At 36.1% G+C, this 20,968-nt stretch carries 19 protein-coding genes; all 19 read left to right on the top strand.

Annotated elements, in window-relative coordinates:
* Positions 1-115 precede the first annotated feature (115 nt).
* The 19 genes from TE34_RS10900 to asd all read left to right on the top strand — a co-directional run bounded on the left by TE34_RS10900 (position 116) and on the right by asd (position 20,955).
* Positions 116-4,405 carry a PolC-type DNA polymerase III gene (locus TE34_RS10900; protein WP_047984849.1) on the top strand — a complete coding sequence of 1,430 codons (4,290 nt, stop codon included), beginning with the start codon at positions 116-118 and terminating at the stop codon, positions 4,403-4,405.
* Positions 4,406-4,590: 185 nt separating this feature from the next.
* Positions 4,591-5,463 carry an STAS domain-containing protein gene (locus tag TE34_RS10895; RefSeq protein ID WP_047984848.1) on the top strand — a complete coding sequence of 291 codons (873 nt, stop codon included), beginning with the start codon at positions 4,591-4,593 and terminating at the stop codon, positions 5,461-5,463.
* A gap of 258 nt (positions 5,464-5,721) precedes the next feature.
* Positions 5,722-6,192 carry a ribosome maturation factor RimP gene (gene rimP / locus TE34_RS10890; RefSeq protein WP_047984847.1) on the top strand — a complete coding sequence of 157 codons (471 nt, stop codon included), beginning with the start codon at positions 5,722-5,724 and terminating at the stop codon, positions 6,190-6,192.
* A gap of 17 nt (positions 6,193-6,209) precedes the next feature.
* Entirely contained in the window at positions 6,210-7,310 is a 1,101-nt protein-coding gene (gene nusA / locus TE34_RS10885; protein ID WP_047984846.1) for a transcription termination factor NusA, read from the top strand.
* Between the two features lie 13 nt (positions 7,311-7,323).
* A complete protein-coding gene (gene rnpM / locus TE34_RS10880; RefSeq protein WP_047984845.1) occupies positions 7,324-7,602 on the top strand; it encodes an RNase P modulator RnpM in 279 nt (92 codons plus the stop codon).
* Entirely contained in the window at positions 7,592-7,894 is a 303-nt protein-coding gene (locus tag TE34_RS10875) for a L7Ae/L30e/S12e/Gadd45 family ribosomal protein (RefSeq protein WP_047984844.1), read from the top strand. Before rnpM ends, TE34_RS10875 begins: the two co-directional genes overlap by 11 nt.
* A 20-nt stretch (positions 7,895-7,914) precedes the next feature.
* The gene (infB, locus tag TE34_RS10870; RefSeq protein WP_047984843.1) at positions 7,915-10,083 is read left to right on the top strand and encodes a translation initiation factor IF-2; all 2,169 of its coding nucleotides are present in this window, start codon (positions 7,915-7,917) and stop codon (positions 10,081-10,083) included.
* A complete protein-coding gene (locus tag TE34_RS10865) occupies positions 10,080-10,358 on the top strand; it encodes a DUF503 domain-containing protein (RefSeq protein ID WP_047984842.1) in 279 nt (92 codons plus the stop codon). The genes infB and TE34_RS10865 overlap by 4 nt, the downstream gene beginning before the upstream one ends.
* A 34-nt stretch (positions 10,359-10,392) precedes the next feature.
* On the top strand, positions 10,393-10,737 hold the full coding sequence (gene rbfA, locus TE34_RS10860; protein WP_047984841.1) for a 30S ribosome-binding factor RbfA: 345 nt from the start codon (positions 10,393-10,395) through the stop codon (positions 10,735-10,737).
* A 248-nt stretch (positions 10,738-10,985) separates the two neighbouring features.
* Complete coding sequence (truB, locus tag TE34_RS10855; RefSeq protein WP_047984840.1) at positions 10,986-11,882, top strand: tRNA pseudouridine(55) synthase TruB; 897 nt, start codon at positions 10,986-10,988, stop codon at positions 11,880-11,882.
* Positions 11,883-11,902: 20 nt separating this feature from the next.
* On the top strand, positions 11,903-12,844 hold the full coding sequence (locus TE34_RS10850; protein ID WP_047984839.1) for a bifunctional riboflavin kinase/FAD synthetase: 942 nt from the start codon (positions 11,903-11,905) through the stop codon (positions 12,842-12,844).
* Between the two features lie 159 nt (positions 12,845-13,003).
* Positions 13,004-13,273 carry a 30S ribosomal protein S15 gene (gene rpsO, locus TE34_RS10845; RefSeq protein WP_047984838.1) on the top strand — a complete coding sequence of 90 codons (270 nt, stop codon included), beginning with the start codon at positions 13,004-13,006 and terminating at the stop codon, positions 13,271-13,273.
* A 121-nt stretch (positions 13,274-13,394) separates the two neighbouring features.
* Entirely contained in the window at positions 13,395-15,506 is a 2,112-nt protein-coding gene (locus tag TE34_RS10840; RefSeq protein WP_047984837.1) for a polyribonucleotide nucleotidyltransferase, read from the top strand.
* A gap of 114 nt (positions 15,507-15,620) precedes the next feature.
* Positions 15,621-16,574, top strand: a complete 954-nt coding sequence (locus tag TE34_RS10835; protein WP_047984836.1) for a polysaccharide deacetylase family protein — start codon at positions 15,621-15,623, stop codon at positions 16,572-16,574.
* 21 nt (positions 16,575-16,595) lie between these two features.
* A complete protein-coding gene (locus tag TE34_RS10830; RefSeq protein WP_047984835.1) occupies positions 16,596-17,816 on the top strand; it encodes a M16 family metallopeptidase in 1,221 nt (406 codons plus the stop codon).
* Between the two features lie 129 nt (positions 17,817-17,945).
* Complete coding sequence (locus tag TE34_RS10825; RefSeq protein WP_201777692.1) at positions 17,946-18,179, top strand: YlmC/YmxH family sporulation protein; 234 nt, start codon at positions 17,946-17,948, stop codon at positions 18,177-18,179.
* A gap of 171 nt (positions 18,180-18,350) precedes the next feature.
* Positions 18,351-19,244: a dipicolinic acid synthetase subunit A gene (gene dpaA / locus TE34_RS10820; RefSeq protein WP_047984834.1), complete on the top strand. Its 894-nt coding sequence runs from the start codon at positions 18,351-18,353 to the stop codon at positions 19,242-19,244.
* On the top strand, positions 19,235-19,825 hold the full coding sequence (gene dpaB / locus TE34_RS10815) for a dipicolinate synthase subunit B (protein ID WP_047984833.1): 591 nt from the start codon (positions 19,235-19,237) through the stop codon (positions 19,823-19,825). The genes dpaA and dpaB overlap by 10 nt, the downstream gene beginning before the upstream one ends.
* A 77-nt stretch (positions 19,826-19,902) precedes the next feature.
* A complete protein-coding gene (gene asd, locus TE34_RS10810; protein ID WP_047984832.1) occupies positions 19,903-20,955 on the top strand; it encodes an aspartate-semialdehyde dehydrogenase in 1,053 nt (350 codons plus the stop codon).
* Positions 20,956-20,968 lie beyond the last annotated feature (13 nt).

Below are 20,968 nucleotides of genomic sequence, written 5' to 3'. Positions count from 1 at the left end.
AGAATAGTAAGCGTTAATGGGACCCTTGTCTTTTTTACCTTGACAAGGGTTTCCATTGTTTTTGATTACCCTGAAAGAGGCCAGTTACTGGCAATAAAGCAGGAGGAATACGAGAATGGATATTTCCAAAAAAGAGAAATTAAATCTGTTACTTCAGCAAATAGAAATGCCTTTAGACTATGTTCAACAATATTTTCAAGAGAGTTCATTAAAAAAACTAGAAATCTATAAATTAAAAAAGATTTGGCATTTCTATATCGAGTTAGATAGGGTCTTACCTACAAGTATCTACCAAGAGTTACTAACTAGATTAAAACATGCCTTTCAACAACTAGCAGCGATAGAATTAACTCTAAATGTAAAAGATAATCACTATACCGAAGAGATGGTTTGTGATTATTGGCAACTATTTTTACAATTAACCCCAGATATATCTCCAGCATACCGTGATTTAGTTTTTAATCAAAAGCCTCGGGTTAACGGTAATAAGATTATGTTAACTGCGAGAAATGAAGCAGAGGCTACTGCTTTAAAGAAACGTCTAGATGAGAATTTTAAAGCATTCTGTTACAAAGTTGGTATTGCTTATCATCCATTAGCGGTTGATGTTAAGACAGAAATGGATGAAATTCAAAAGTTCCGTGAGCAAAAGTCACTAGAAGATCAGAAAATAATTCTAAAAACAATCCAAGATAAAGAAAAGCGTGATAAAGATCGAAATGTCGATGAAAATCAGCCGTTTTCATTAGGTTACAAAATTCAAGATGAAGCAATTGAGATGCAAGAAATACAAGAAGAGGAAAAACGCATTACTGTTCAAGGCTATATATTTGATGTTGAAATTCGTAAGCTTAGATCCGGAAGAAGCTTGTTAATTGCAAAGGCAACTGATTATACGGATTCCTTACAAATTAAAATGTTCTCTAAAGGTGATGAGGACGCTGCAAAGTTTGAACAGTTGAAAAAGGGAATGTGGATAAAAGCCAGAGGTAGTATCCAAACGGATATGTACTCCAACGAATTAGCTATGATGGCTAATGATATGCAAGAAGTCCAAGTTGCATCAAGGCAAGATTCTGCTCCTGAAGGTGAGAAACGTGTTGAATTTCACACGCATACAACTATGAGTCAATTGGATGCGGTAGTCTCTCCTGCTAGACTTGTTGAACAAGCTGCTAAGTGGGGACATAAAGCTATCGCAATAACGGATCATGGTGGTTTACAAGGATTCCCTGATGCACATAGCGCCGGGAAAAAACATGGTGTTAAAGTGTTATATGGTGTAGAAGCTAATCTAGTTGATGATGGTGTTCCGATCGCTTATAACGAACATGATATTGATTTAAATGACGCAACGTACGTAGTATTCGACGTAGAAACTACCGGACTATCCGCTGTATATGACACGATTATAGAGCTTGCAGCTGTGAAAATTCACAACGGGGAAATTGTTGATCGCTTTGAATCGTTTGCTAATCCACATCATGCTTTATCCCAAACAACTATTGATTTAACAGGGATTACAGATGAAATGGTACAAGACGCACCTGAAATAGGTGATGTACTAAGAGATTTTTATACTTGGAGTGGGGATGCAGTATTTGTAGCACATAATGCGAGCTTTGATATTGGATTTCTAAATCAGGGCTACCAAAAAATTGAATATGATAAAGTAACAAACCCTGTTATTGATACATTGGAGTTAGCTCGGTTCTTATTTCCTGAGCTTAAAAATCATCGTTTAAATACTTTATGTAAGTATTTGGATATCGAACTTACACAGCATCACCGTGCCATATATGATGCAGAGGCTACTGGTTATCTGTTATGGAAATTAGTAAAAGAAGTACTGAATAAAGAAATTACTAACCATAATCAATTAAATAACCATATGGGGGAAGGAAATGCATACCAGCGATCCAGACCTTTCCACTGTACAATAATTGCAAAAACTCAAGAAGGGTTAAAGAATCTATATAAATTAGTTTCTTATGCCCATATCGATTATTTTTATCGAGTTCCACGTATTCCAAGATCTGTGTTACAAAAGCATCGTACAGGCTTAATTATTGGGACTGCATGTGATAAAGGTGAAGTATTTGAAACGATGATGCAAAAATCTGCAGAGGAAGCCGAAAAAGTGGCAGAGTTTTATGATTATATAGAGGTGCAGCCACCAGCCAATTACTCCCATCTTATTGAGAAAGAACTAGTTCAAAATGAAGCTCAAATACTCGACATCATCAAGAAAATTGTGGAGCTAGGTGGACGGATGGATAAAAAAGTAATAGCTAGTGGTAATGTGCACTATATTGATGATCATGAGAAAATGTATCGTCAAATATTAATTGCTTCACAAGCTGGTAATCCGTTAAACCGAGTTACATTACCGGATACTCCTTTTCGTACTACGAATGAGATGTTAGATAGTTTTAGTTTTCTAGGAAAAGAAAAAGCAATTGAAATTGTTATCTCTAATACCCAGTCTCTAGCAGATGAAATAGAGGAAATATCTCCTGTGAAAGACGAACTATACACTCCCAAAATTGAGGGGGCGGATGAAGAGATTAGAAACCTTTGCTATACACGAGCAAAGTATATTTACGGTGAACCAGTTCCTAAGATCGTTACAGATCGGTTAGAAAAGGAACTTGATAGTATTATTAGTAATGGTTTTGCAGTAATTTACTTGATATCTCATAAGCTGGTTAAAAAATCACTAGATGATGGGTATCTAGTTGGTTCGAGGGGTTCTGTAGGTTCATCATTTGTAGCAACCATGACGGAGATAACAGAGGTCAATCCTTTACCACCCCATTATGTATGTCCAGAATGCCATCATAATGAGTTTATTACAGACGGTTCATTCGCCAGCGGTTTTGATTTGCCAGATAAGGAGTGCCCTTCCTGTGGAACATCGCTTAACAAAGATGGACAAGACATTCCGTTTGAAACATTTTTGGGCTTTAAAGGGGACAAGGTACCTGATATTGATTTAAACTTCTCAGGTGAATATCAGCCAAAGGCTCATAACTATACGAAAGTATTATTTGGTGAAGATTATGTGTATCGCGCTGGTACAATTGGTACAATAGCTGAAAAAACTGCTTATGGTTATGTGAAAGGCTATGCCTCTGATAAAAATCTAGTCTTTAAAAATGCGGAAACAGATCGGTTGGTAAAAGGTTGTACAGGAGTAAAGCGAACAACTGGACAACATCCAGGTGGTATTATTGTTGTTCCTGATTATATGGAAATATATGATTTTACGCCGATTCAATTTCCAGCTGATGATCGGAAGAGTGAATGGCGTACGACGCATTTTGACTTCCATTCGATACATGATAACTTATTGAAACTTGATATACTCGGACACGATGATCCGACTGTTATTCGCATGCTTCAAGATTTAAGTGGTATTGATCCGAAAACTATTCCAACAGATGATAAGGAAGTAATGAAAATATTCTCTAGCACAGAATCACTTGGGGTGACTGCGGAGCAAATTAATAGTAAAACTGGTACATTAGGTGTTCCAGAATTTGGTACTAAGTTTGTCCGACAAATGTTAGAAGATACAAAACCAAAAACATTTGCTGAATTAGTTATTATTTCTGGATTATCTCATGGAACCGATGTATGGCTAGGTAATGCACAGGAATTAATTAATGAAGGTATCTGTCAATTGCCTGAAGTTATTGGGTGTCGTGATGATATTATGGTGTACTTGATGCATAAAGGGCTCGAAGCTTCTCTTGCCTTTAAGATAATGGAATCGGTCCGAAAGGGTAAAGGTTTACAAGATGAGTGGATTGTAGAAATGAAAAAACATAATGTTCCAGACTGGTATGTTGAATCATGTAAAAAGATTAAGTACATGTTCCCGAAAGCACATGCTGCAGCCTACGTGTTAATGGCTGTCCGTATCGCTTATTTCAAGGTACATCATCCTATTTATTTCTATGCCGCCTATTTTACCGTACGTGCTAGTGATTTTGACTTAAACACAATGGTTAAAGGTTCAGAGGCTATACGCACTCGTATTGAAGGAATCAATGTTAAAGGTAATGATGCTGCACCTAAAGAAAAGAGTCTTTTAACAGTTCTTGAAGTCGCACTAGAGATGTGTGAACGAGGGTTCTCATTCCAAAAAGTAGATTTATATAAGTCAAGGGCTGCTGAATTTGTTGTTGAAGGAAATACTTTGATTCCACCGTTTAATGCTGTTGAAGGTCTAGGAACAAATGCAGCAATCAATATTGTGAAAGCTAGGGAAGAGGGAGAGTTCCTTTCCAAAGAAGATTTACGCGAACGTAGTAAAATTTCTAAAACTATTCTTGAGTATCTAGATAATCATGGTTGTTTAGAGGGGATGGAAGAGAAGAACCAATTATCCCTATTTTAATTTTGATGTCTGAGGGGTGTCCCGGCGTGGTAATATACCATGAGGGTATAACCCCTCTTTTTTTTCATAGGACATAGCATGAAATTGTTATTCCTTGATTATATGACTTATATATATGTATAATAAATTCAAAATTATTTTATTATTGTTGCTTACATAGTAATAGATTAAGGGAAGTGATTCGGGTGGCTAATCTAATCAAGAGCGAAGACATTCACGAGTTCCTAGTTTTAAATCGAACATCATTTGAAGAAAGATTGTTAAGTGTAGCAGTAAATGTTCGTGATAAGATAGATGAGATACACGTAATTGGGAATATAAATCTATTAGATAATGCACATCAGCTAATTTTACTAGTAGTTGATGGGAAATTTGAAGAATTAGAAGAATTCGCCAAAAAAGAAGGTATTGTATGGGCAAAACATGCCATGACACTTAGCTTTAAATTAGAGTGGATCCGTGCAATCCGCAAGACCTTCTGGGAATTCTTACATCAGTTTGATTTATTAACGGCTAAACAAGATAAGAAGAGCGAAGAATTCTATTCAGAAACAAGTAATTATAATGATTTAATTGATTCATTTACAAATAGTTTCTTTATCAGTTATTCAAGATATAAGGATGAACTTATAGAGAAGCAACAAAAGTTGGTAAATAATCTTTCGGTACCAATCATTCCGATAACCCCTGATATTAGCATCTTACCGCTTATCGGGACAATTGATACTAATCGTGCAGGTGTTATCGAAGAAAAGGTGCTGTTAGAAGTTGGGAGACTTCGGATTCAAACATTAATTATGGACTTGTCTGGAATAGCAGAAATGGACAATGAAGCAATTAGGCTATTTTTGAAGTTATTAGACGGTGTAACCATGATGGGAAGTAAATTAGTTATAACCGGTTTGCGACCAGAAATCGTTCGCAATATGATTAAGCTCGATGTTGAATTTGGAGTAAAGGCCACTACCAAGGCTTCTTTGCAAAAGGCACTTCAAGACTATTTAAAGTTTAGCAACACCACGACGAAGGATGCATTGGTAGAGTTATTCTCCAATTAATGAAATGTAAGGATTATTCTTGGTAATTTTCTTGCTTGTCGTTAATACTTATGGTATATTTTAGTAGTAAGTATTGATAGTATCGGACTAAAGAGTGGGCATCTCCCACTCTTTCTTCGTAATCTGCCTGCTTTGTCTAACTTCCCTTGCCTAGTCTGGCAAGGGTTTTATATTGCATAAGCTTTTAAATGAAATTGAGGCAGTTAGTTAATAATAAGAAATAGTAAGTGCAGCTAGAGTTAAAGGAGGTAGTAAGATTTGAGCTCTCAAGTTGTAAAAACAACAGAAGAATTAGTTCTTCCAATTCTAGAAGACAAAAACTTAGAATTAGTTGATATCGAGTATGTAAAAGAAGGTAAAAATTGGTTTCTACGTGTTTTTATCGATAAAGAAGGTGGAATTGACATTTCTGAATGTGGTGAAGTGTCCGAACGATTAAGTGAAAAGCTAGATGATGTGGATCCCATTAAGGAGGCATACTTTCTGGAAGTATCATCTCCAGGAGTAGAGCGCCCTATTAAAACTGCGGAAGACTTTGCTAAGAATGTAAACAAGAATGTTTATGTGAAGTTATTTGAACCTATTAATGGGGAAAAGGCATACGAAGGTATCCTTATAAGTTTCTCTGACGGTGTTGCAACAATCGAATATAAAGTTAAGACACGAAAGCAGCAAGTTGAAATTCCATTTGAAAAAATAGCAAAAGCACGACTCGCAGTTGTACTATAAAGGGGGAAAATAAGAAGATGAGTAGTCAATTGTTTGATGCAATTGAAAATTTGGGAAAAGAAAAAGGCATTGATAAAGAAATCCTGATTGAAGCTTTAGAAGCGGCATTAATTTCTGCTTATAAAAAGAATTTCAAATCTGCCACTAATGTTCGTGTGGAGTTAGATGAATCTGCAGGATCAATGCGAGTTTTTTCAAGAAAAACAGTTGTAGATGAAGTGGAAGATCATCAACAAGAAATTTCTCATGAGCAAGCTAAGAAGATTGATCCCAATTACGACATAGAGGATATAATCGAAGTGGAAGTTACACCTAAGGATTTTGGAAGAATTGCCGCTCAAGCAGCTAAGCAAGTAGTAACACAACGTGTACGAGAAGCGGAGCGTGGCGTAATATTTAGTGAATATGCAGATCGTGAAGAAGATGTAATGACAGGTATTATTCAGCGAATTGATCCTCGATTTGTTTATGTGAATCTTGGTAAAATCGAAGCTAAACTTCCAGAAGCAGAACAAATGCCCACAGAGAATTATCTAGTGCATGATCGAATTAAGGTATTTGTAACAAAGGTTGAAAACACTAGCAAAGGACCTCAAATCTATATTTCTAGATCACATCCAGGGTTACTAAAGCGTCTATTTGAGATGGAAGTTCCAGAAATTTATGATGGAATTGTAGAAATAAAATCAGTAGCAAGAGAAGCTGGAGATCGTTCGAAAATTGCTGTATATGCTGATAACCCAGAGATTGATCCAGTTGGTTCTTGTGTGGGTCAAAAGGGTCAGCGTGTACAAGCGATAGTTAATGAGTTAAAAGGTGAAAAAATTGATATTGTCGAGTGGTCAGAAGACCCAGTAGTTTATGTGTCTAATGCACTTAGCCCTTCTAAGGTTGTTGATGTATTAGTTAATGAAGAAGAAAAATCTACTACTGTAATCGTTCCGGATTACCAGTTATCGCTTGCAATCGGTAAACGTGGCCAAAATGCAAGACTTGCAGCCAAATTAACTGGTTGGAAAATTGATATTAAAAGTGAAACAGAAGCACGAACAGAAGGACTCTTAACCGAACAAGAAGATACAGACTACGCAGATGTCGAAGAGGATTTATTCGAATAAGGGAGAGATTTTTATGGTTGGGAAACGTAAAGCTCCAGAGCGTAAATGTGTAGTAACCAATGAAATGAAGCCCAAAAAGGATTTAATTCGGGTTGTTCGTAATAAAGAGGGAGAAGTCTTTGTTGATCCTACCGGTAAGAAAAACGGTCGAGGTGCTTATTTAACTAAAGACATTGAAGTTATAAATCAAGCTGAGAAGACAAGTGCCTTAAGTAAACAATTGAATGCACAAATTGATGCATCTATCTATGAAGAATTAAGGACACTTGTAAGTGATAAAAATGAAAAATAATTATTTGAATATTATTGGGATAGCATTTCGAGCAGGAAAATGTTCTACTGGGGAAGAAACAATTGTTAAAGACATACAAAAAAGAAGAGCAAAATTAATACTTATAGCAAATGATGTAGGTCCCCAAACACGAAAAAAGCTAACTGACAAATGTCATTCATATGGAATTCCATGTGTAATCGTGTCCGATAATCGAGAGACATTATCAAATGCTATCGGAAAATCCCATAGAGTAGCTATTGCAATATTAGATGATGGTTTTGCCAAAAAATTAGAATCTCTACTCGGGTAAAAAAATTCGGGGGTGAACATATGCGTAAAATGCGTGTATATGAGTATGCAAAACAACAAAATATTACAAGCAAGGATGTAATAAATTATTTAAAGGAAAATAACATTGAAGTTTCTAATCACATGTCTACTATAGAAGGAGATACGATTAAGAAATTAGATAATAAGTTTGCTAAAAAGCAAAGCAATAACAATACTTCTACTAATAAACAAAGCCCTGAGAAAAATGGAAATCAACAGGCAACTAAAAAAGAAAAAGGTACAAATTTGAACTCAAATCCGAATACAAACAAACAAGAACAACATACTAAAAAACAAATGAATAATAATAAACCAAAACCAAACAACAATAACAAACAACAGAATAAAGGTCCAAAGAATAAGAGGAACAAGCAGAACAAGCAGGTAAACAACCAACAGCCAGTCATTAAAGAAACACCTAAGGAAATCAAATATTCTGGCACATTAACTGTTAGTGAATTAGCAGATAAACTAAACAAAGAAGCTTCTGAACTTATTAAGAAGCTAATGTTCCTTGGTGTAATGGCAACCAAGAACCAAGATTTAGACGACGATGCAATTGAACTTATTTGTGCAGAATATGAAGTTGAAGTTGAAAAAGAAATTATCTTAGAAGATACAGACCTTGATAAATACGTTGAGGTCGATGATGAGACTGACTTAATTGAAAGACCTGCTGTTGTAACTATCATGGGACATGTTGACCATGGTAAAACAACCTTACTTGATTCAATTCGTAATACGAAGGTTACTGCTGGTGAAGCAGGTGGAATTACACAGCATATTGGTGCTTACCAAATAAATAGAGGAGGTAAGAAAATTACGTTTCTTGATACACCTGGACACGCAGCTTTCACAAGCATGCGCTCACGTGGTGCTCAAGTGACAGATGTTGCAATTTTAGTAGTTGCCGCAGATGACGGTGTAATGCCACAGACCGTAGAAGCTATTAACCATGCTAAAGCCGCAGAAGTTCCAATTATTATTGCTGTCAATAAGATTGATAAAGAATCTGCGAATCCCGATCGAGTAATGCAAGAATTAACAGAGTATGAATTAGTTCCTGAAGCTTGGGGCGGCGATACAATCTTTGTTCCCCTTTCAGCATTAAAAGGTGAAGGAATTGATGACCTCCTTGAGATGATAATTCTTGTATCTGAAGTGGAAGAATTAAAGGCAAATCCTAAACGTAATGCTACAGGCGTAGTTATAGAGGCGCAACTTGACAAAGGGCGTGGATCTGTTGCTACTCTATTAGTACAAAACGGTACATTACGAGTAGGAGACCCAATTGTAGTGGGGAACACGTTCGGTCGTGTTCGAGCAATGGTAAATGACCTTGGTCAGCGTGTGAAAGAGGCAGGACCTTCTACGCCAGTTGAGATTACTGGATTGAATGAAGTTCCTCAAGCAGGAAATCAATTCGTAGTATTTGACGATGAAAAAACAGCTCGTCAAATTGGGGAAGCACGCCAACAAAAGCATATTCAAGAGAACCGTTCCGAAACGACAAAAGTAAGCTTGGATGATTTATTTGAACAAATCAAACAAGGTGAAATGAAAGAAATCAACGTTATTATTAAAGCAGATGTTCAAGGTTCTGTTGAAGCTCTTGCATCATCCCTTCAAAAAATTGAAGTGGAAGGTGTGAAAATTAAAATCATCCACACAGGTGTGGGTGCAATTACGGAGTCTGACATTATTTTAGCTTCTGCATCGAATGCAATTGTTATTGGATTTAATGTAAGACCGGATGCCAATGCGAAAAGCACGGCAGAATCTGAAAAAGTAGATATTCGACTACACCGCATTATTTATAAAGCAATCGAAGAAATCGAAGCAGCCATGAAAGGTCTACTTGATCCAGAATTCCAAGAAAAAGTTATTGGGCAAGCAGAAGTTCGTGAAACATTTAAAGTGTCCAAAGTAGGAACAATTGCAGGTAGTTACGTAACAGATGGTAAACTTACCCGTGATGCTGGAATTCGTTTAATAAGAAATGGAGTAGTATTATTCGAAGGTGAGATTGATGCGTTGAAACGCTTTAAAGATGATGTGAAAGAAGTCGCTCAAAACTATGAATGTGGTATTACGATTAAGAACTACAACGATATTAAAGAAGGCGACATAATTGAAGCATTCATTATGGAGGAAATTGAACGTAAATGATTTTCTATCTTGAAGTAGAATGCATTTTATACAATGCTCACTCATTGAAGGATAAACGTTCAGTAATTAAACGTTTATTAGCCAGATTAAGTCAAGATTTTAATGTAGCAGTAACTGAACTTGACTACCATGATCTTTGGCAACGGACGAAGTTGGGCATTGTAACTATTACAAATGAGCGATCTCATGGTGATCAAACAATGCAGGAAATACTTCGAGTAATTGATACGTATTCTGAAATAGAAAGAACTATATCTAACATAGAAATCGTTTAGTTTGGGATACGTATTACATGAAGAGGTGATAGCTATGAGTAATTTACGAGCTAATCGAGTAGCAGAACAAATGAAAAAAGAGTTAGGAGAAATCTTAACAAGAAAAATAAAAGATCCTCGTGTTGGCTTTGTTACGGTTACAGATGTAGAAGTAACTGGTGACTTACAGCAAGCGACTGTGTACATCTCAGTCTTAGGGGATGATTCCAAGAAGAAAGATACTTTGCTTGGTCTAGCAAAAGCAAAAGGTTTTATCCGTTCCGAGATTGGAAATCGCATTCGTTTACGTAAAACACCTGAAATTACTTTTGAATTTGATGAAGCTCTAGAGTACGGGAATCGTATTGACACGATATTACGTGACTTAAATAAACAATAGTACTTCCAGATTAACTTGGCTATAGTTTCCATATTCTAGTTTTTAAATAAAATGTAGAATGGAGACCATAAGCTCAGTAATCCTCTAGTATTAGCTTTTGTGCAGAGAGAACCACTTAAATGAAATCTCACTTAATAGTCTAAAAAAATCTGGCTCACCTGAGTCAGATTTTTATCTTAAGAGCCAAGAACCTCTGGTAATATAGTCAATAGAGGTTCATAAGGAATAAACCCTTGGAGGTTATTACTATGGATGGTATATTGCCATTATGGAAGCCAAAAGGTTGGACTTCACATGATTGTGTTATGAAAATAAGAAAGCTGTATAAAACGAAAAAAGTAGGTCATACCGGGACTTTGGATCCTGAAGTAGAAGGTGTGTTACCAATATGTATAGGTCAGGCTACAAAAATTGTCCAGTTTCTTACCGAAACAACCAAGGTTTACATTGCCGAACTTACATTAGGGACTGCTACTGAAACAGAGGATGCACATGGAGAAGTCGTCGAAGAAGTAAAAGTTTCGAAAGTTCCTTCTAAACAAGAAATCGAAAACGTGTTACAATCTTTTAAGGGTGAGATTGTACAAATTCCTCCGATGTACTCTGCAGTGAAGGTTGCTGGAAAAAAACTGTACGAATATGCACGTGCTAATCAGCAGGTAGAACGCCCAAAGCGGACAGTTGTTATACATGATATTGTTTATCTTCCAACTGATAAAACAAGTGAAACAATTAATTTTAAAGTGGTATGCTCAAAAGGCACTTATATTCGAACGTTATGTGTAGATATTGGTAAAAGGTTTGGGTATCCTGCACACATGTCTCATCTAATCCGAGAAGAGACAGGAGCTATCCATCGAGATGATACAGTTGATTTTGATACCATTGAAGAGGCATGTAATAATGGAAGAGGACAAGAATTGCTATTACCGATCACTAAAGGAATAACCCACTTAGATACATTTTATGTAGACGATGAAGCGCTAAAACAGAAGATTTTGAATGGACAGAAACTCCTAATACCTGATCAAATAATTCATACGAACCCTTTTAAAGTAATGTACGGAGATGAATTATTAGCAATCTATCAAATACATCCTGAAAAGGAGCATGAAATTAAACCAGTTCGTGTATTTCACGAATAATGGAAGTGCAGGTGTTATAAATGAAAACGATAGAATTAACCTACCCCCATATGTTGAAAAAAGAAGACTTACCAGAAACCGTTACAGCTACAGGTTTCTTTGATGGCATACATAAGGGACATCAGACGGTAATCAAGCAAGCGGTCTCCATTGCTAATGAACAAAAATTGGAAAGCGCTGTTATTTCCTTTTATCCGCACCCTTCTGTAGTCTTGCGGAATAACCAAAATGTAAAGTATATTACCCCTTTAAGAGAAAAACAAGAGATTCTTGAAAATCTTGGTGTTGACCGTTTATATATCATTACTTTTAATAAGCAATTATCATCTTTATCTCCTCAAGAATTTATTGATCATTTTATCATTGGGTTAAATATCAAACATGTAGTTGCTGGATATGATTTTACATATGGTCATATGGGAAAAGGAAACATGGAAGTTATTCGAGAGCATACAAGAGGAATGTTTGTTCATACGGTAATAGAAAAAGTAACCCTCGATAATGAAAAGATTAGCTCAACCAGGATTAGAGAGTTATTGGCTATAGGTGAAATTGAACAAGTAAATGTCTTGCTGGGAAGACATTTTATAACAAGAGGAACAGTTATAGAAGGTGATAAGCGTGGAAGAGAAATTGGCTTCCCAACAGCCAATATTAACTATTTACCGGAAGCTTTATTACCAAAGGCTGGCATTTATGCAGTAGGAGTAAATATTGATGATAAAGTTTATAAAGGGATGGCTAGTTTAGGCATAAATCCTACATTTACTGAAGATCGTATAGATTTATCATTAGAAGTAAATATATTAGATTTCAAAGATGATTTATATGGTAAAGAAATTGTTATCGAATGGTATAAATTCTTCCGCAATGAAGAAAAGTTTAATAGTGTTGAAGCACTGATTGAACAAATGGAACAAGATGAAAAATTAATTAGAGATTATCTGTCGCCAATTCTTTAGCATTTATCTTATATCTATATCTTCTTTTTATCTTGTATCCTTGCTTTTTTTCTCAAAAAGAGTTAAGCTATAATAGTTAAAACCTTCGCTTGGCAAATCGAAACTCCGACGTTTGCTAGGGGACAGGGGATATCAAAAATATATAGGAGGTGGCCGAATATGGCTATTACTAAAGAACGTAAGAATGAAATTATTAATGAATTTAAAGTTCATGAAAGTGACACTGGGTCTCCAGAAGTACAAATCGCAGTACTAACGGAAGATATCAATAAATTAAATGAACACTTAAGAATTCATAAGAAAGATCATCATTCACGTCGTGGTCTATTAAAAATGGTTGGTAAACGCCGTAACTTACTTAATTACCTACGTAATAAAGACGTTACACGTTACCGTGAATTAATTCAAAGATTAGGCTTACGTAGATAATGTAAAAAGCAGGAGTAATCCTGCTTTTTTTCTACGTTAATACATATATTAAATTTACATTGCTGTTTATTAAGTATAAAATAAAGTATAGAAGTGTTTTATGAAAGGAGTACTAGAAATAATGGCAGAAGAAAAACAAATATTTTCCACCGAAATTGCCGGCAAACCATTTGTCGTCGAAATTGGGGAATTAGCGAAACAAGCAAGTGGCGCTTGTATGGTGCAATATGGCGATTCATCAGTACTTGCTGTTGCTACAGGATCAAAAGAACCGAAGGACTTACCATTCTTTCCGTTAACAGTAAACTATGAAGAGCGATTATATGCAGTTGGTAAAATACCTGGAGGGTTCATTAAAAGAGAAGGTCGACCAAGTGAGAAAGCAATACTAGCATCAAGACTAATTGATAGACCTATTCGTCCGCTATTCCCTGATGGTTATCGTAATGAAGTGCAAGTGATTAGTACTGTAATGAGTGTGGATCAAGATTGCTCAACAGAAATTGCAGCAATGATTGGTTCATCCATCGCTTTAACTATCTCAAATATTCCATTTGAGCAGCCGATTGCGGGTGTTCATGTTGGACGAGTTGATGGTGAATTCATCATTAACCCAACTGTAGAACAAGAAGCTAAAAGTGATATTGAATTAACAGTTGCAGGTACAAAAGATGCCATTAACATGGTTGAAGCGGGAGCAGATGAAGTACCTGAAGAAGTCATGTTGGAAGCTATTATGTTTGGTCATGACGAGATTAAGCGTCTTGTAGCATTCCAAGAAGAAATTGTACAAGCATTAAATCCTGAAAAGTCTGAAGTAGTATTGTTTGAATTCGATCAGGAACTGCTAGAAAAAGTTGAAGCTGAAGTGAAGGAAAAATTAGTAGCAGCTATTCAAGTGAAAGAAAAACATGCTAGAGAAGATGCTATTAGCGAAGTGAAGAAAGAATTACTATTATCTTATGAAGAAGACCCTGAAATTGCTTCTCAAGTTAAATCCATATTAGATAAAATGGTAAAAGAAGAAGTTCGCCGACTGATTACCAAAGAAAAAGTTCGTCCGGATGGTCGTAAACCTGATGAAATTCGCCCATTATCCTCTCGAATTAGCGTTCTTCCAAGGACACATGGGTCTGGTTTATTTACCCGAGGACAAACACAAGCATTAAGCATTTGTACTTTAGGCGCATTAGGAGATGTACAAATCCTAGACGGTCTTGATTTAGAAGAATCTAAACGATTTATGCATCATTATAATTTCCCACAATATAGCGTTGGTGAAACAGGGCCAATACGTGGACCTGGTCGACGTGAAATTGGACATGGTGCTTTAGGTGAAAGAGCACTTGAAAAAGTTATACCTGATGAAAAGGAATTTCCTTATACTATTCGTTTAGTATCGGAAGTATTAGAATCCAATGGATCAACTTCACAAGCAAGTATTTGTGCTAGTACTCTAGCTATGATGGATGCGGGTGTACCTATCAAGGCACCAGTTGCTGGAATCGCAATGGGTCTTGTTAAGTCAGGTGAAGACTATACAATCCTTACAGATATTCAAGGGATGGAAGATGCATTAGGTGATATGGACTTCAAGGTAGCCGGAACTGCAAATGGTGTAACAGCACTTCAAATGGATATTAAAATTGATGGTTTATCTAGAGAAATCTTAGAAGAAGCTCTTACTCAAGCAAAAAAAGGTCGTATGGAAATTCTTGAATCGATGCTTCAAACGATTAATGAGCCTAAGAATGAGTTATCTAGATATGCTCCTAAGATCTTAACGATGTCCATTAACCCAGATAAAATTCGTGATGTCATCGGACCGAGTGGAAAACAAATCAACAAGATTATTGATGAAACTGGTGTGAAAATTGATATTGAACAAGATGGAAGTGTATTTATCTCTTCCACAGACCCAGACATGAACAATAAAGCGAAACAGATAATTGAAGATATAGTTCGTGAAGTTGAGATTGGTCAAGTTTATTTAGGTACTGTTAAACGTATTGAAAAATTTGGGGCGTTTGTTGAAATCTTCAAAGGAAAAGATGGGTTAGTTCATATTTCTGAGCTTGCTGAAGAAAGAACAAACAAAGTAGAAGATGTTGTTAAAATAGGTGATCAAATTATGGTAAAAGTAAAAGAAATTGATCATCAAGGTAGAGTTAACCTTTCTCGTAAAGCGGTATTAAAGGAACAAAAAGAGAAAGCTGAAAAATCGACACTGTAATACTTTAAAGAAGCTGGATTACCAGTTTCTTTTTTCATATGTATAAATATGTCCGTGTTTGGTTTACATATCTTGTCCTCCTTCCTCATATATATGGAAGGGAGGAGTGATGATATGTATAAATACCGGAATTTCATTAATCTAATCGTTTTTGTCATTATCGTAATGTTATCTTTTAATATAAATCAAAATCCTTTTCAAATGGATAATCAAGCTGTCTTTTCTCCAATTGAAGAGATATCTAAATTAGAGGATTCGCTTTATAAAGAAATCAAGGATAAAAGTGCTACCTATAATGAAGAACCAAAGAATGCTTATATAGATCCGGTATGGAAGAAAATACCTGGTAGAAATGGTCGGAAAGTAAATATCGATGCATCCTATGAACGAATGGAAAAGTCTGGAAAATATAAAGATGAATTATTAGTTTTTGATCCAATACCACCTAAAGTTTCCTTAAATGACTTAGAGCCTGCTCCGATATACAGAGGACATCCTGACAAACAGATGGTATCGTTCTTAATCAACGTATCGTGGGGGACAGAGTATATACCTGAAATCCTGAATATCTTAAAGACCCATAAAGTAAAAGCAACATTTTTCATCGAAGGTAAATGGGCGAAGAGTAATGTAGATTATGTGAAAATGATAAAGGAACAAGGGCATACTATTGGTAACCATGCGTACAACCACCCTAATATGGCTAGATTGGGAAGGGAAGAAATATATAAACAAATCAAGGATACAAACGATGTTATCCAAGCAATTACCGGTGAAACTCCTAAATGGTTCGCTCCTCCAAGTGGTAGTTTTTCTAATGAGGTAGTAATTGTAGCAGATGAGCTTCAAATGAATACTATTCTGTGGAGTGTCGATACCATTGATTGGAAGAAACCCTCGGTTGATGTTATGCTAAATCGAGTAATGGGAAAAATTCACCCGGGTGCTACAATACTTATGCATCCTACGCCTTCCGTTGTGAATGGCTTACCTAGCATAATTACGGAAATAAAGGCGAAAGAATACAAAATTGGTACGATAGATAAACTATTATCAGAAACACGATAGCGTTTTACAGGAGGAACAATCTTGATAGAAAAACATACTAGCAAAAATGGACTACGAATTGTATTAGAAAAAATACCTTCAGTAAGGTCGGTCACAATTGGCGTATGGGTACTTACTGGCTCAAGGAATGAAAATGCTGCGAATAATGGAATTTCTCACTTCTTGGAGCATATGTTCTTCAAAGGTACGAAATCACGCACTGCAACGGATATAGCAGAAGCCTTTGATTCCATAGGGGGTCAGGTAAATGCTTTCACATCTAAAGAATACACCTGTTTTTATGCCAAGGTTTTAGATACTCATAAGGAGCATGCTTTGGAAATATTAGCAGATATGTTCTTTAATTCTGCATTTGATGCAGATGAGATGGAAAGAGAAAAGAAAGTGGTTTATGAAGAAATTAAAATGTATGAGGATACCCCTGATGATATTGTACATGATTTATTAGCTAGAGCCTCTTATGGGCAACATCCGTTAGGGTATCCTATTTTAGGTACGGAGGAACAATTAAGTACGTTCAAACCCGATACATTAAAAGAGTACATAGCAAATCAATATATTCCAGAAAATGTAGTTATATCTGTTGCTGGAAATGTAGAAGCAGACTTTATACATAATATTGAGAATTATTTTGGTAGCTATAGCTCGAAGGCATCATCTTCACGAATCGAAAAACCTAACTTTTTAAGCGACACTATAGAACGCCATAAAGATACAGAACAGGCCCACCTTTGCATTGGCTATAATGGTTTACAGATTGGTTCCAATGACGTATATAGTTTGATTATCCTTAATAATGTCCTTGGTGGTAGTATGAGTTCAAGACTTTTCCAAGAAGTAAGAGAAAAACGTGGATTAGCCTATTCCGTATTTTCTTATCACTCTTCCTTTTTGGATCATGGATTACTAACCATATACGCTGGTACAGGTAAGGAACAACTTCCATTATTAAGGGAAACAATTGAAAGCACTGTTAGCGCATTAGTGGAAAACGGACTAACTGACAAAGAATTAAGAAATAGTAAAGAACAACTAAAGGGAAGTTTGATGCTTAGTTTAGAAAGTACAAATAGTCGAATGAGTAGGAATGGCAAGAATGAATTATTACTAAAGCGTCATCGAACTCTGGATGAAATGATTCACGAGATTGATGCAGTAAGCCATCACTCTATTCAACAGGTCATTGAGGCTACATTTAGAATTAAACCGTCTACAGCTCTAATTGCACCAAAAATCGGTTAATCTCATATAAATTTGAAAAGCCACCCATTTTGTTTTGGGTGGCTTTATTATGAACACTATAAATAACATAGGTTTATATTTTCCGGCATATATTTATATAAACTCCAAATGCAAGGGGGCCGAAAAATAGTGCGCTATAATGATATAAGTAATAAGGAGATAGTAAATATTAGGAATGGTAAACGGTTAGGAATTTTAGGACAAACGGATTTGGAAATTGATGAACATACTGGGCAGATCCGTTCTTTTATATTGCCAAATTACAAATGGTTTGGCCTAAAAAAGGAAGGCGATGTAGCTAAAATACATTGGAATTCCATAAAAAAAATTGGTGAAGATATGATAATGATAGAAGCTGATTAGTCGAGGTGGCTAGTATCCTTTTCGAGATACTAGCCTTTTTTGTGCGTTTTTATTAACTAACATTCACTAACCGCCTATATCAACATAAGCTATAAAGAAAATGCTTTAGTTTAAATGTTGAATATAATTTCATAGATGATTTTTTAACTAGTTTGGAGGGTGTTCTAGGTAATGAAACAATTAATAGCTGTAATAGGCGGCGATGCGAGATATTTAGAATTAATAAGGCAATTACAAGCGACCCGACATATAGAATTAATTCTAGTTGGTTACGACAAGTTAGAGCAAGGATTCACAGGATTGAATCAAACGGATTTCAGTGACTTGGATGTCGAAAATCTAGATATTGTGATATTACCCATTACTGGTACAGATGAAGAAGGTAGAGTAGAAACTGTCTTTTCTGATCAAGAGATACAAATGACAGAAGAATGGTTTGGCAGGTTGAAGGATAAAGCAGTTGTATTTACTGGAATTACGAATCATCATTTAACAGATTTAACAATGAAAACAAATACCACGTTAATTCCGCTTCTTGATCGTGATGATGTGGCTATTTATAATTCAATCCCTACCGCAGAAGGCGCAATCATGATGGCAATTGAAAACACTGACTATACAATCCATTCTTCAAGAGTTATTGTAGCTGGATTTGGGAGAGTGGGAAATACGGTTGCCAATAAGTTTGCTGCACTTGGTGCCAGAGTATCTGTTGCTACTAAAAATTCAACCGATTTAGCAAGGATATCAGAAATGGGATTAACTCCAATTGCACTAAATAAGTTACCAGAGTATACAAGTGAATGTGACTTGTTAATTAATACAATACCTGCTGAAGTAATAACAAAAGATGCAATTCAGAATCTCCCATCAAACGCTGTTATTATTGATTTGGCATCAAAGCCAGGTGGTACTGATTTTGATTACGCGAAGCAGAGAGGGATCGAAGCTATTTTAGCTAGAAGCTTGCCTAGTATCGTTGCCCCGAAGACTGCAGGTAAAATCTTGGCAGACGTAATTATTCAAATTTTAACAAAGGAAAAGGAGTTATTAGGATGGATTTAAAAGGTAAACGAATTGGTTTTGGTGTAACTGGTTCACATTGTACCTACGAAGCAGTGTTTGGACCAATGGAACGATTAATGGAATTAGGTGCAGAAGTTGTTCCGGTAGTGACCTATACTGTAATGAATGTAGATACTAAATTCGGAAAAGCAAAAGACCATATCGCACGTATTGAATCCATTACAGGCAATAAAGTAATCTCGACTATGCCAGAAGCTGAACCACTTGGACCTAAAAATCCTTTAGATTGTATGGTAATAGCACCATTAACTGGTAATTCAATGAGCAAATTTGCGAATGCTCAGACTGATTCTCCCCCTTTAATGGCAGCAAAAGCGACGATGCGTAACGGAAGCCCTGTGGTACTTGGTATTTCTACTAATGATGCACTTGGTCTTAATGGTGTGAATTTAATGCGATTAATGGCAAGCAAGTATATTTACTTTGTTCCTTATGGCCAGGATGACCCGTATAAAAAACCGAATTCATTAGTTGCAAATATGGATTTATTACCGGATGCAATTTCAACTGCTTTAGAAGGAAGACAATTGCAACCAGTATTAGTTCCATTCACGGAATAATTTGTGATAAAATAAATAGCTAAGATTCAAAAAAATTGTAAACTACGAATTAACTACTAGTGGAGGGAGTCATCAACATGACGAAGGGTTCTTTATATAATATAGCAGTTGTTGGAGCAACAGGGGCAGTCGGTCAAAAAATACTGGAAATACTTGAAGAAAGGGACTTTCCTATTAAGCAATTAAAACTCCTATCCTCTAAACGATCTGCAGGAACCAAAATTAATTTTAAGGGCAAAGAACTAATAGTTGAAGAAGCAACAAACGCTAGCTTTGATAATGTAGATGTTGCGTTATTTTCTGCAGGAGGATCCGTTTCAAAGAGATTTGCTCCTGAAGCGGTTAATAGGGGTGCTGTTGTAGTTGACAACACTAGTGCCTATCGAATGGATGAGCAAGTTCCTTTAGTCGTACCAGAAGTCAATGAAGATGATTTATCAACTCATACAGGAATTATTGCTAATCCTAATTGTTCGACGATTCAAATGGTGGCAGCACTCAAACCGATTAAAGAGGCATTTGGTATAAATCGAGTAATTGTATCAACGTATCAGGCAGTTTCCGGTGCGGGTAACCAGGCAGTTGAGGAATTGAAATTACAAGCAGAAGGATTTTTAAAAGGGGAAGAAGTACCTTCAGAGGTAATGCCAGTAAAAGGTGATAAAAAACATTATCCAATCGCTTTTAATGCGTTACCACAAATTGATTTATTCCAAGATAATGGTTATACGTTTGAAGAAATGAAGATGATTAACGAAACGAGAAAAATTTTGCATGCCCCTGATCTTGCTGTTGCAGCAACTTGTGTTAGACTTCCATTTTTCACTTCCCACGCAGAAAGCGTATATATTGAAGTAGAGCAAGAAGGACTAACTACTAAAGATATATGGAAAGTTCTGGAAAATGCAGAAGGAATTATATTACAGGATGATCCAAGTAATCAGGAATATCCAACGCCACAAAGTGCAGCTGGTAAAAAGGAAGTGTTTGTTGGCCGAGTGAGAAAGGATTTAGACCATCCAAAAGGTTTCCATATGTGGATTGTATCTGATAACTTGCTTAAAGGAGCCGCATGGAATACTGTTCAAATTGCGGAACGAGTTCTAGAGAAGGGGCTGCTATTAAAATAGCTTTTAGGTAGAG

This window comes from Ornithinibacillus californiensis, assembly GCF_001038485.1.
In the GTDB taxonomy this organism is placed as follows: domain Bacteria; phylum Bacillota; class Bacilli; order Bacillales; family Amphibacillaceae; genus Ornithinibacillus; species Ornithinibacillus californiensis.
This window is presented reverse-complemented; position numbering and strand designations above follow the sequence as displayed.

Coding starts and splice junctions, on each gene's coding strand:
- TE34_RS10900 (WP_047984849.1), top strand. CDS start 116: ATGGATATTTCCAAAAAAGAGAAATTAAATCTGTTACTTCAGCAAATA.
- nusA (WP_047984846.1), top strand. CDS start 6,210: ATGAGTAGTCAATTGTTTGATGCAATTGAAAATTTGGGAAAAGAAAAA.
- rnpM (WP_047984845.1), top strand. CDS start 7,324: ATGGTTGGGAAACGTAAAGCTCCAGAGCGTAAATGTGTAGTAACCAAT.
- TE34_RS10875 (WP_047984844.1), top strand. CDS start 7,592: ATGAAAAATAATTATTTGAATATTATTGGGATAGCATTTCGAGCAGGA.
- infB (WP_047984843.1), top strand. CDS start 7,915: ATGCGTAAAATGCGTGTATATGAGTATGCAAAACAACAAAATATTACA.
- TE34_RS10865 (WP_047984842.1), top strand. CDS start 10,080: ATGATTTTCTATCTTGAAGTAGAATGCATTTTATACAATGCTCACTCA.
- rbfA (WP_047984841.1), top strand. CDS start 10,393: ATGAGTAATTTACGAGCTAATCGAGTAGCAGAACAAATGAAAAAAGAG.
- truB (WP_047984840.1), top strand. CDS start 10,986: ATGGATGGTATATTGCCATTATGGAAGCCAAAAGGTTGGACTTCACAT.
- TE34_RS10850 (WP_047984839.1), top strand. CDS start 11,903: ATGAAAACGATAGAATTAACCTACCCCCATATGTTGAAAAAAGAAGAC.
- rpsO (WP_047984838.1), top strand. CDS start 13,004: ATGGCTATTACTAAAGAACGTAAGAATGAAATTATTAATGAATTTAAA.
- TE34_RS10840 (WP_047984837.1), top strand. CDS start 13,395: ATGGCAGAAGAAAAACAAATATTTTCCACCGAAATTGCCGGCAAACCA.
- TE34_RS10835 (WP_047984836.1), top strand. CDS start 15,621: ATGTATAAATACCGGAATTTCATTAATCTAATCGTTTTTGTCATTATC.
- dpaA (WP_047984834.1), top strand. CDS start 18,351: ATGAAACAATTAATAGCTGTAATAGGCGGCGATGCGAGATATTTAGAA.
- dpaB (WP_047984833.1), top strand. CDS start 19,235: ATGGATTTAAAAGGTAAACGAATTGGTTTTGGTGTAACTGGTTCACAT.
- asd (WP_047984832.1), top strand. CDS start 19,903: ATGACGAAGGGTTCTTTATATAATATAGCAGTTGTTGGAGCAACAGGG.